This window comes from Nostoc sp. UIC 10607 (assembly GCF_047228265.1).
Lineage (GTDB): Bacteria > Cyanobacteriota > Cyanobacteriia > Cyanobacteriales > Nostocaceae > Nostoc > Nostoc foliaceum_A.
In genome coordinates this window covers 22302-34159 of record NZ_JBIQNW010000036.1, presented here as the reverse complement: position 1 = coordinate 34159, position 11858 = coordinate 22302, and the positions used below count along the sequence as shown (strand labels likewise).

Sequence of the window (11858 nt, the reverse complement as noted above, 5' to 3'; positions counted from 1 at the left end):
AACCATTGCTAAAGGTGATTTCAGAGAGATAAATCATGAACATTGAACTGAAACCTGAACATGAGCAATTTATCCAAGCCCAAATTGCTAGTGGAAAATTTACAAATGCAGATGAAGTAATTGATGTAGCATTTCATCTGCTAGAAAAATTAAATTCTGAGTATGTCCAATGGGTGGAAGAAACCCGGCAAAAAGTTGATGTTGCAATTGCTGAAATTGAACGAGGGGAAGTTTTAGATGGCGAAACTGTAGTGATGCAGATACTAGAAAAATTCCAAAAGGCGCGTGAGGCTTAGTAATGAGCCGCTATGTCATTTCACTATCTGCTAGTCGCGACTTAAATTAAATTTCTGATTACTTTTTAATCCGCAACCTAGAAGCAGGAGAAAAACTATTTAGAGAGTTTAACAATAAATGTCAAAATTTAGCGATGTTTCCAAATATGGGACGCAGCTATGCTCATATTAAACCTTCATTACGTGGCTTACCGCTAAATGGATATGTCATTCTCTACCAAGTGATTGATGATGGGGTTAAAATTTTGCGCGTTGTCAGCGGTCGTCAAGATTTAGAATCTTTATTTGCAGAGTCGGATGAAGAGTAAAGCCATAAATTTTGTTAACTGAGATGAGAAAATATCAAGACGTTTTTTGGCTTGCTGTAAAGTGCAGATAAAACTCTGTCAATTACCTCTCAGCAAATGCGATCGCTTCTGTAACTTTGGGAATACTGAAATTATGTACCCTAGAGGAGTATTAAAAATGGCAGAAAATCGCATCAGTGCCAGTTTAGCCCCAGCAGACAAGAAAGCAGTAATGGAGGCGATCGCTACAATTAGAGAAAAGTTACCGTTTTTGATTGATTTGACCCCTGAAGATCGGCGAACAATGCTGAAGATGGGGGATAAAAGTCGGGCTTTTGTCAGCAAAGCTTTAGAAGTGGCAACACAAAACCCTAACTTTTTGCCTCGTTACTTTGATTTAGAAGAAATGCGCCGGGACTTGGAAATATATGAGGACTTGTACCCGGTGCTGTTGTCTCTAACGCAACTGCAAGAATTGGTGGATGATACCTGTATAGCTGCTGCTAGTGAAGCGTATGCAGCAGCATTAGCAGTTTATAGCTACGCCAAAGCTAGCGGTGATGTCGCAGGTTTAGATGCAGTAATTGATGAGATGGGACGCAGGTTTAACCGCCGTTCTAAGAAAAAGCAATCCGAAGTCCCAGTTAGCTAAAACTTGAAGCAGGCAATTATACCAGTTGTCAACTTGGTAAAATAAACGCCATTTGTAGGGGCATAACAATTTTATGCCCTTTTTGCGTTTTATATTCAAACATTTTTGAAACTTGCGGAGAGAGGTTTTGTCTGTGTAGTTGCGATTTTTATAGCGCATCTCGTTTATCTAAAATACACTTTGACCTCTCTCCAAACCTCTCCCCTACAAGGGGAGAGGCTTTGAATCTTACTCCCCTTCCCTTGTAGGGAAGGGGCTGGGGGTTAGGTCTGTATTGGACTCCATTGAGAAGCGTTAAGTCGCCAGGGCATTTTTGAGCCTCAGAAGGTCAAAGTTGAGCCTCAGAAGGTCAACATCGAACCTCAGAAGGTCAACATCAAGCCTCGGAAGGTCAACATCGAGCCTCAGAAGGTCAACATCGAGCCTCAGAGGGTCAAAGTTGAGCCTCAGAAGGTCAAAGTTGAGCCTCAGAAGGTCAACATCAAGCCTCGGAAGGTCAACATCGAGCCTCAGAAGGTCAACATCGAGCCTCAGAGGGTCAAAGTTAAGCCTCAGAAGGTCAACATCAAGCCTCGGAAGGTCAACATCAAGCCTCGGAAGGTCAACATCGAGCCTCAGAGGGTCAACATTGAGCCTCAGAAGGTCAACATTGAAATTAAATCAAGGTTACACGTAAAAATTACATAGAAAAAGTCTGGTAAATTCAGAAATACACCTTGTATATTTAGTAGTTATTCTGTAAGCATTCGCATCTCTAAATTGAATCTTGTAATGAACCCACAAAACAAGCCCAAGAGTCTACAAGATATTCTTAAGCAGCGCCAGCAATCAGGTTTTGTGGGTCGTGAAGACCAAGTAAACCAATTTCGTCAAAATTTAGCATTACCCCCAGAAGATGATCGCCGTCGTTTTCTGTATAACGTTTGGGGTCAAGGCGGAGTTGGTAAAAGTACTCTGCTGCGACAGTTTCGTAAAATTGCTGACGAAGCAAAAATCATTTCGGCTTACATCGATGAAGCTGAAAAAACTATACCAGAAGTCATGGGTCGTCTAGCTGAGGAGTTAGAACGGCAAGGTCACAAACTAACGCAGTTTACAGAACGGTACAAAGTTTACCGCCAAAAGCGCCAAGAACTAGAAACAGATCCAGAAGCTCCTCAAGGGTTTTCCGCTTTTGTAGGCAAAACTGTAGTTAAAACTGGTGTGCGTCTAGCGCGTCGAGTTCCTGTTGGCGGTGCTGTATTTGACTTTGTAGATGAGAATGCTTTGGCTACCCAAGCCGGAGAATGGGCATCATACGTTGCAAAAAAAATTACCAATAAAGATGAGGTGCGCTTAGTTCAAGAGCCTGAAGAAGTTCTGACCCCGTTATTTTTGCAAGATATTTTTAAAATTGCTGAGAAAACTGCTGTTGTTCTGTTTTTTGATACCTATGAACGCACAGGAGAATTCCTAGATAACTGGCTACGGGAAATTTTGGACGGTCGCTACGGTGAAGTATCTCTCAATATATTGATAACCATCGCCGGTCGGCATGAATTAGATAAAAATTATTGGGCACCCTACGAGGGGTTAATAGTTCGTTTCCCTCTGGAACCGTTTACAGAAGAAGAAGCCCAAGAATATCTAACTCGCAAAGGCATTACGGACAATCGCATTATTGAAGTGATTTTGCGACTTTCTGGAAATTTGCCCCTGCTGGTAGGAATGCTAGCAGATGCTCATCCCAATGACCCCAACCAAGTACTTGAACCTAGCAGTAGTGCTGTAGAACGGTTTTTAAAATGGATTGATGACCCGAAGCGGCGGCAAGTTGCTCTCGATGCGGCCATTCCTCGGTGTTTGAATCGGGATGTTATAGCCAAGTTAAGAGGAGAAAAAGAAGCAGATGAACTGTTTGCTTGGCTCAAAGAAACATCCTTTGTCAACGAACGTACCGACGGCTGGGCTTATCATGATGTGGTTAAAACCCAAATGTTACGCCACAAGCGTCTTTCATCGCCCCAAGGTTGGGCTGAGATACATAGTAAGTTGGCAGACTATTACGATACGCTAGGTAACGAATTGCAATTAGAGCAAGTAAAAACTTGGCGAGATCAAACTTGGCAAAGCCATAAGCTCAATGTTTTGTATCACCGCTTATGCCAATCACCACAAAAGTACTTACCTATAGCTCTCAATGAATTTCTTGCTGCTCTCAAAAATCAACTAACTTTTGCCCAATTTTGGGCAGCAACAATGCTTCAGGCTGGTAAAGATGTGGATTATGCTGAAGTTCAACGTTGGGGTGAGCAACTAGCCAATTGGTTAAAAGCTTATGAAGACAAACGTTATGAAGCTGCGGCTGAAATGCTCACAACACTCTTGAGCGATATTCGTCTTGAGGACAAATGGCGTGCAGTAGCGTTAGATTGGCGTAGTTATATTTACTCTCTATCTAATCAATACTCAAAAGCTTTGGAAGATTTAACCCAGGCGATAAAGTTAGTGCCTGAAGAAGTTGAGTATTTAACAGTTCGAGGTATGACTTACTGCCAAATGCAGCGCTACCAAGAAGCACTACTAGACTTTAACCGTGTTATTGAGCTTAACCCAAATTATCAATGGGCGATCGCCAATCGGGGTATTGCTTACCGCCTAATGAAACGCTACCAAGAAGCACTGCAAGACTTAAACCGCGCCATTAAAATTGACCCTAATGACCAATGGGCGCTAGCACATAGAGGTGTAACTTACCGCTTTATGCAGCGTTACCCAGAATCACTGCAAGACTTAAACCGCGCCATTAAAATTGACCCGAATTATCAATGGGCGATCGGCAGTAGAGGTGATACTTATCGCTATATGCAACTCTATAATGAGGCATTGGAAGACTTTAACCGTGCCATTGAACTTGACGGCAATTTCCAATGGACACCAGCCACGGGATTTAGGGGTTTTATTTACCAACGAATGCAGCGCTACCATGAAGCACCGCAATATTTAGACCACGCTATTGTACTTAGCCGAAATTACCAAGATGATTGGTATTTGTATGAGCGAGCTTTAACTTACCTAGCCCTTAACCAACCAGACAAAGCACGGGCTGACTTGGTGCTTGCTATGAAGCTTGCTAAAGAGTATTACGAAAAAGATTCTAAAAACTGGCGTAATAGCTTTAACTTAGCTCTTTATTATTTGGCTGCTCAATATAATCAACCAGCAGAGCAGTTATATCGGCATACCATATCTCAAGGTGCTTCCTTAGAGCGTATCCGTATAGCAGTCCAAGACCTGAATGACTTTTTAGCTGTGTTCCCTAACCATGTGCAGGCTACATCCATGCGACAGTTGTTGCAGTCTTCTCTAACTGAGGTTATGTAATTTTCACTAGGAATTGTGAAGTGATCGCTTTTACAAGTGTGTCCTTCTAATGAGAGGCTGTAGGCGTAGCCCACCGCAGGCATCGCTAGTCAAATCTCTTGATACCTGAAATAAGAATCTAAAAAAAGTAAACCCACGCTTGGACGATTAAAGATGAAATCAGCACACGAAAGAGAACAGTTAATTAAAGATATCAACGTACTGTTACATCAAGCTTATGACAGTACTTTAGATGAAATTCACGCACTCTTAAAAAGAATCGATGATGTAGAAGATGAAGAAGACTTAAAAGCCATTAAAGAAGCTAGAGAAGATATACGCATTAATGGCACTGTGTCTTGGGATGAAATTCAAAACGAAATAAGAAACGAAATAAACAAGAATGTTGCGTGAGCTACGAAGTGAAATTTTCCAAGGGTGCGAAAAGGCAGTTTCGGAAACTACCTCTAGACGTACAAGAGCGCATACAAACTAAAATCAACGACTTGGCAATAGAACCTCGTCCAAATGGGGTAAAAAAATTACAAGGTGATGATAATTACTATCGTTTTCGAGTAGGAGATTATCGAATTATTTATGAAGTAGTTGATGATGTTTTGATAGTAACTGTAATTAAAGTAGGACATCGTAGCGATATTTATAAAGATGAAAGTTAGCACAAGTCCGTCAAGCAACTACCGCCAGAGAGTAAACAAATAGTATTATTACCCCTGAAGGTGAAGACCCTGCACTGTGTTGTTAAGCTGTGGGTAAGCGATCGCAAGATTCCGGTTCAATATCTGGTACTTTCGCTAAAACTGCGTTGTATTTTTCTCGACTGCTTCGCTTTGCTAACTCCCCTAGATAAATTTCAGTTGTGAGTGCAGCGATTTTCTCCGCAACTGCTGTCGCCACAAACTGACAGATAGAAATCCCGTCTTGTTTGGCAAGTTCCTGCAAACTTTTGTACAAAGAGTCAGGAAGCTGAATGCTGAGGTTGCTCATGACAATGCGATCGCTAAACCCAATTGCCTACAAACATTAAGCGATCGCAACTACTACTTTGCCTTGCTCATGACAAATTGTAGGCGATCGCTTAATTCAAAACTCTTGCAAATACTAGGCAAAAGTCTAATGCCGAGTATTAATGGAACACACTTGAGAAGATATTATTAAGCTTTCTCATTAAAATGTCAAGGTTTCACTAAATAGGTGGGTGGGAAAATCCATAAGTACGTCATTGCGAGTAAAACGTACTCCTGCAAAGAAGTAAGCTACGCGGAGTCTCTGGTAGAGAAGCAATCACTAAGATTTCAGCGAGGTTACATTTGATTGCATAGTTAAGTTTATTCATGCTTACCTACTTACCTCAGCAAGGCTTGCCATTAGATATCACCACTTCCCTTAAATTCTCAGGCTGTACTGACAAACTCTTTTCACCAAAATGCTTATCCATTAACGCCGGGACTTGTGAGGCTTGAATTCGGCTATGGCGCGTTTTATCTGGCATTACTAGATTAGGCCCAGCTTTACAGTTTTTCATGCAACCAGTGCCCTTGATTGTAACTTGGTCTTCTAAACCGCGATCGCTTAAAGCCGCCTCTAACGCCTGACAAACTCCTTTACCACCGCGTTTCATACAATCAGACTTTTGACACACCAAAATCGTGGCTTTAGTCTTAGCTGGTTTTACCTTGACATTATCAATCGATGGGGGTTCTTGTGGTGCAGCGATAGTTTGAACTGTCGCCATTTCAGAACGCGCCGCCATCACACGTTCAGCCTTCAGTGTAACTTTGTCTTTTTTTATATCGTGTTCTTTATAACCAACAACTTGTAACCAAGTACCTGCTGGTAGCCGCAAGTCAAAAGCCGCCCGTAAATGTTTAGCCAGTTTAACGTAGCATTCACCCTCATGAGTACCCAGCAGTAAACCTTTCAGCTTATAGCCATCTTTAATAACAAAATCTATAAATCTGCCCTCAAGGCAAAATTCTGATACTTCCATATTGTGAGATGCGCCCATTTTTTAACCTCCTTTTAACTAATACAAGCTATCAAGCGAGATATTCTCAGCAACAGCTAAAGATTAGAACTGTTGGTAGCGACTTTGCCAGCAACACTCAAGAGTCCAAATCTGGTCTTGACGGGAGGCTGCTAATCGCCGGATCACACTCCAAAGTTGAATAGCTGCCATAGGAGAGCCAATTTCAACTTTTAAGGGCTGGTTAGCCGTACAACTACAGGGAATATCTAATTCCTTTAGGCGTTGATAGACTTGCCAGCGGTCTGCCCAATTCACCTCTACAAGGTGCTTGCTTTCTATTTCTGAACTAAACGATTTCAAGAGAATTGCCCTCAAAGTGCAACAAACTTGCAGTAACTACCGCGATTTAACTCTCTGCTTTTTGAGAGTCTGAGGAGTGTAACCTCTTAAAACCAGCATACCTTAAGTGCAAACAATTCTCAGTAACTTTGAAAAAAAATTCAAATTTTTGCAGCCATTCCATATTGAGAGGGGGATGAGGGACGCAAAGAGGACAAGATAAAACTTTCTCTCCCTGTTCCCGTTGAGAAATATGCACATTTAAGCTTACATGTCAATAATAATGAGAATTTTATGCAACTTGATGAATGTGGCATCATCTAGCAAACAAGAAACTTGAGACTTTTAGTAAGCAAAAATACAAAATCTTGTGATGGCGAATCGGCTTGTTATTATTGTTAAAATGTTAATATGTAAGGAATAAGCAGTTAAAATCTATAACTGTTAAAAAGAGAGGAACGCAATGTCTGAAACGCAAACTTTGTTACGTAATTTTGGTAATGTATATGACAATCCTGTGTTGCTGGATCACAGCGTAACTGCTCCAGTTACAGAAGGATTTAACGTTGTATTAGCTAGTTTCCAAGCACTATACTTGCAGTACCAAAAGCATCATTTTGTAGTTGAAGGTTCAGAATTTTACTCTCTGCATGAGTTTTTTAACGAAAGCTACAACCAAGTACAAGACCACATCCATGAAATTGGAGAACGCTTGGATGGACTAGGTGGTGTGCCAGTAGCTACCTTCAGCAAACTAGCAGAATTAACCTGTTTTGAGCAAGAATCTGAAGGTGTATATTCCTCTCGCCAAATGGTAGAAAATGACTTAGCCGCAGAACAAGCTATTCTTGGCGTAATTCGCCGCCAAGCTGCTCAGGCAGAGAGTTTAGGCGATCGGGGCACACGCTATCTGTACGAAAAGATTTTGTTGAAAACTGAGGAACGTGCTTATCATTTGTCTCACTTCCTCGCTAAAGACAGCTTAACTTTAGGGTTTGTCCAAGCTGCTCAAAGCTAAAGCTCTCATAATCTAGATTTGTCTAGCTAGACTGAAAGAAAAAGTTAGCAGCACTAACTCTTAAAATATTATAAAAAATGGCAGAGAATGGAATCCTTATCTCTCTGCCATTTTTAATCTAAGTAAACATATTTTCATAATATTTAATATTGAAAATATTTAGCAATTAGATAGTTCATAAATATTTTTAGTTGAAAAATTTATTAATATTCAAGCATCAGAAAAGTATATGCCAGAATAAATCACCATCTGTTGCTAAATCTCATTAGATTAAATAATAAAGATTCGCAAAAACCTTAAGAATTTTAGCATCGCAATTAAATAAAATTAGAAATACAAAATAATCATTAGGTATAAGGCATTGGTCAATAATCAATAGTTCTTCCCCTGCCTCCCTACTCCCCCTGCTCCTCCTGCTCCCCACTTTGTACAGACGCGATTAATCGCGTCTCTACCCACTCCCCTTTGTCATCAAACTTAGAAAACTTAATAATAAAAAGCACGACAGGGGGTAAAGACCCTTAAAATAATCAGGATTTGTATTCTCGTACTCCAAGGCAACGACTATGCCCCGCCGTGATGACCTCCGGAAGATTCTACTGTTAGGCTCTGGCCCAATTGTGATTGGACAAGCCTGTGAGTTTGACTACTCTGGCACTCAAGCCTGCAAAGCGCTCCGAGAAGAAGGCTATGAAGTGGTTTTGGTCAACTCCAACCCTGCAACGATTATGACCGACCCGGAAACGGCCGATCGCACTTACATTGAGCCGCTAACTCCGGAATTGGTCGAAAAAGTCATTGAGAAAGAACGCCCTGATGCTCTCCTACCGACGATGGGAGGACAAACCGCTCTCAACCTCGCTGTTGCTTTAGCGAAAAATGGGGTGTTGGAAAAGTACGGCGTTGAGTTAATCGGCGCTAAACTACCAGCCATCGAAAAAGCCGAAGATCGAAAACTTTTTGGTGAGGCAATGGCAAGGATTGGGGTAGCTGTGTGTCCCAGCGACACAGCCGAAACTTTGGAAGAAGCCAAAGCTGTTGCCCGCCAAATTGGTACTTATCCGCTAATTATTCGTCCAGCTTTCACAATGGGTGGAAGTGGCGGTGGTATTGCCTACAACCAAGAAGAATTTGAAGAAATGGCACAGGTAGGTATAGATGCCAGCCCCGTTTCGCAAATTCTCATTGACCAGTCTTTACTCGGCTGGAAAGAATATGAACTCGAAGTGATGCGTGACTTGGCAGATAACGTAGTGATTATCTGCTCCATCGAAAACCTTGACCCTATGGGCATTCACACCGGGGACTCAATTACCGTCGCTCCCGCGCAAACCCTCACTGATAAAGAATATCAAAGGCTGCGGGATATGGCAATTAAAATCATCCGCGAGATAGGTGTGGAAACTGGCGGTTCTAATATCCAGTTTGCCGTCAATCCGGTTAATGGAGATGTAGTTGTAATTGAAATGAACCCCCGTGTTTCTCGCAGTTCGGCTTTGTCTTCCAAAGCTACGGGTTTCCCCATCGCCAAAATGGCAGCAAAATTGGCTGTGGGCTACACCCTGGATGAAATTAAAAATGACATCACCAAGAAAACTCCCGCATCCTTTGAGCCAACAATTGACTATGTGGTAACAAAAATCCCTCGCTTCGCCTTTGAAAAATTCCCCGGCTCCGACCCAGTGCTGACAACCCAAATGAAATCAGTCGGGGAAGCAATGGCAATTGGGCGGACTTTCAACGAATCCTTCCAAAAGGCGCTGCGATCGCTCGAAACTGGACGCGCTGGTTGGGGTTGCGACAAAGCCGAAAAATTACCCAGTGGTGAACAAATTCGCGCCCAACTGCGAACACCTAACCCCGATCGCATTTTCTCCGTGCGCCATGCCTTGCAACTAGGAATTAGTGCTGAGGAAATCTACGAACTGACTGGTATTGACCCGTGGTTTCTAGATAAATTTCAGCAACTGCTAGATGTCGAGAAATTCCTCAAGCGGACACCCTTGCAGCAATTGACAAAAGAGCAACTTTATGAAGTGAAGCGGGATGGATATAGCGATCGCCAGATTGCTTATGCCACCAAAACCACCGAAGATGAAGTTCGCGCCTACCGCAAGTCACTAGGAATCATCCCAGTTTACAAAACCGTAGATACTTGCGCCGCTGAGTTTGAAGCCTTTACTCCCTACTATTATTCTGCCTACGAAGAAGAAACAGAGGTAATGCCCGCAACCAAGCCAAAAGTGTTGATTTTGGGTGGTGGACCCAACCGGATTGGGCAGGGAATTGAGTTTGATTATTGTTGTTGTCACGCCGCCTATGCCTTGAAGAAAGCGGGGTATGAGACGATTATGGTCAACTCTAACCCAGAGACAGTTTCGACAGATTACGATACCAGCGATCGCCTTTACTTTGAGCCTTTAACAAAAGAAGATGTCCTTAACATCATCGAAACTGAAAATCCAGTGGGGGTAATTATCCAGTTTGGCGGACAAACACCGCTAAAGTTGGCTATCCCATTACAAGAGTTTCTTAACAATGACACATCAGGACTGATCACTAAAATTTGGGGTACATCGCCAGATTCCATTGACATGGCAGAAAACCGGGAGCGGTTTGAAAAGATTCTCCAACAGTTGAATATTGCCCAACCGCCTAATGGTATTGCGCGGAGTTACGAAGATGCGCTGATTGTTGCCAAACGCATTGGTTATCCGGTGGTGGTGCGTCCCAGCTATGTGTTGGGGGGACGAGCGATGGAAATCGTTTATTCCGATGCTGAGTTGGAACGCTACATGACCTTTGCGGTATTAGTGGAACCAGAACATCCGATTTTGATTGATAAGTTTTTGGAAAATGCGATTGAAGTCGATGTAGATGCGATCGCCGATCATACAGGGCGGGTAGTGATTGGTGGCATTATGGAACACATTGAGCAAGCAGGAATTCACTCAGGAGATTCAGCTTGTTCTTTACCTTCTATTTCCCTTTCACCAGCAGTTCTCAATCAAATTCGCACTTGGACGGTGCAGCTAGCACAAGCACTGTCAGTCGTGGGGTTGATGAATATCCAATTTGCCGTAGTGGGTGCAAGCAGTTATTCTCCCCAAGTTTACATTCTGGAAGCTAACCCCCGCGCCTCCCGTACAGTGCCTTTTGTATCTAAAGCAACGGGTGTACAATTGGCAAAATTAGCATCCTTAATTATGTCGGGTAAAACCTTAGAGGAGCTAGGCTTCACCGAGGAAGTCATTCCCACACATATTGCTGTAAAAGAAGCTGTATTACCCTTTAATAAATTCCCTGGAACTGATACAATATTGGGCCCAGAAATGCGCTCTACTGGTGAGGTGATGGGGATTGACAGTGACTTTGGCCGTGCCTTTGCCAAAGCAGAATTGGGTGCTGGAGAGCGTTTACCACTGACGGGAACTGTATTTGTATCAATGAGCGATCGCGATAAAGCTGCCGCCGGTGCTGTGGTGAAGGAATTTATCGATTTGGGCTTTACAGTGATGGCTACCCTTGGTACACGCAAAGTTCTTCTCGAACAAGGGTTAAATGTTGAATTAGTGTTAAAACTCCACGAAGGTCGTCCCCACGTCCTAGATGCAATCAAAAACCAGAAAATCCAACTTATTATCAACACTCCTTCCGGGGAAGAAGCCCAGACTGATGCTAGGTTAATCCGCCGCACAGCCTTAGCTTACAAAATTCCCATCATTACTACCATTGCTGGCGCAAAAGCTACCGTTGCCGCCATCCGTTCTTTACAAAATACGACTTTGGATGTAAAAACCATTCAAGAGTACTGCCCGATTGCGAGGGAGTAGGGAGTGGGGAGTGGGGACTGGGGACTAGAAAAAAGTTTTTGAAATACTCAATACCTAATATCCAATGCCCAATTCCCAATCACCAGTCCCTAGTCCCCATTCCC

General features: G+C 42.7%; 11 protein-coding genes. 8 read left to right on the top strand and 3 right to left on the bottom strand.

Features of this window, described 5'->3' with window-relative positions:
• Positions 1 to 35: 35 nt before the first annotated feature.
• From ACEYW6_RS24330 to ACEYW6_RS24305, 6 genes are all read left to right on the top strand, one after another.
• The gene (locus ACEYW6_RS24330) at positions 36 to 296 is read left to right on the top strand and encodes a type II toxin-antitoxin system ParD family antitoxin (protein WP_412981777.1); all 261 of its coding nucleotides are present in this window, start codon (positions 36 to 38) and stop codon (positions 294 to 296) included.
• A gap of 50 nt (positions 297 to 346) precedes the next feature.
• A complete protein-coding gene (locus ACEYW6_RS24325) occupies positions 347 to 604 on the top strand; it encodes a type II toxin-antitoxin system RelE/ParE family toxin (RefSeq protein ID WP_412981798.1) in 258 nt (85 codons plus the stop codon).
• Positions 605 to 761: 157 nt separating this feature from the next.
• Entirely contained in the window at positions 762 to 1235 is a 474-nt protein-coding gene (locus ACEYW6_RS24320; protein WP_163934555.1) for a hypothetical protein, read from the top strand.
• Positions 1236 to 2006: 771 nt separating this feature from the next.
• Positions 2007 to 4598 (top strand): tetratricopeptide repeat protein, encoded by a 2592-nt coding sequence (locus tag ACEYW6_RS24315; RefSeq protein ID WP_412981776.1) that lies wholly within the window; start codon positions 2007 to 2009, stop codon positions 4596 to 4598.
• A gap of 153 nt (positions 4599 to 4751) precedes the next feature.
• On the top strand, positions 4752 to 4991 hold the full coding sequence (locus ACEYW6_RS24310) for a hypothetical protein (protein WP_412981775.1): 240 nt from the start codon (positions 4752 to 4754) through the stop codon (positions 4989 to 4991).
• Entirely contained in the window at positions 4988 to 5254 is a 267-nt protein-coding gene (locus ACEYW6_RS24305; RefSeq protein ID WP_412981774.1) for a type II toxin-antitoxin system RelE family toxin, read from the top strand. Before ACEYW6_RS24310 ends, ACEYW6_RS24305 begins: the two co-directional genes overlap by 4 nt.
• Before the next feature lie 82 nt (positions 5255 to 5336).
• On the opposite strand, the gene ACEYW6_RS24300 is transcribed toward ACEYW6_RS24305, so the two are convergent.
• The 3 genes from ACEYW6_RS24300 to ACEYW6_RS24290 form a co-directional block, all read right to left on the bottom strand.
• The gene (locus tag ACEYW6_RS24300) at positions 5337 to 5582 is read right to left on the bottom strand and encodes a toxin-antitoxin system HicB family antitoxin (RefSeq protein ID WP_412981773.1); all 246 of its coding nucleotides are present in this window, start codon (positions 5580 to 5582) and stop codon (positions 5337 to 5339) included.
• Positions 5583 to 5946: 364 nt separating this feature from the next.
• Positions 5947 to 6603, bottom strand: a complete 657-nt coding sequence (locus ACEYW6_RS24295) for a (2Fe-2S) ferredoxin domain-containing protein (RefSeq protein ID WP_412981772.1) — start codon at positions 6601 to 6603, stop codon at positions 5947 to 5949.
• A 63-nt stretch (positions 6604 to 6666) separates the two neighbouring features.
• Positions 6667 to 6924 (bottom strand): Asr1405/Asl0597 family protein, encoded by a 258-nt coding sequence (locus tag ACEYW6_RS24290; protein WP_412981771.1) that lies wholly within the window; start codon positions 6922 to 6924, stop codon positions 6667 to 6669.
• 442 nt (positions 6925 to 7366) lie between these two features.
• Here ACEYW6_RS24290 and ACEYW6_RS24285 point away from each other — a divergent pair, with 442 nt between their 5' ends.
• Together ACEYW6_RS24285 and carB are read left to right on the top strand one after the other, a co-directional pair.
• Complete coding sequence (locus tag ACEYW6_RS24285; RefSeq protein WP_163934571.1) at positions 7367 to 7921, top strand: Dps family protein; 555 nt, start codon at positions 7367 to 7369, stop codon at positions 7919 to 7921.
• Between the two features lie 566 nt (positions 7922 to 8487).
• Complete coding sequence (carB, locus tag ACEYW6_RS24280; protein ID WP_412981770.1) at positions 8488 to 11754, top strand: carbamoyl-phosphate synthase large subunit; 3267 nt, start codon at positions 8488 to 8490, stop codon at positions 11752 to 11754.
• The last annotated feature ends 104 nt before the right edge of the window (positions 11755 to 11858 follow it).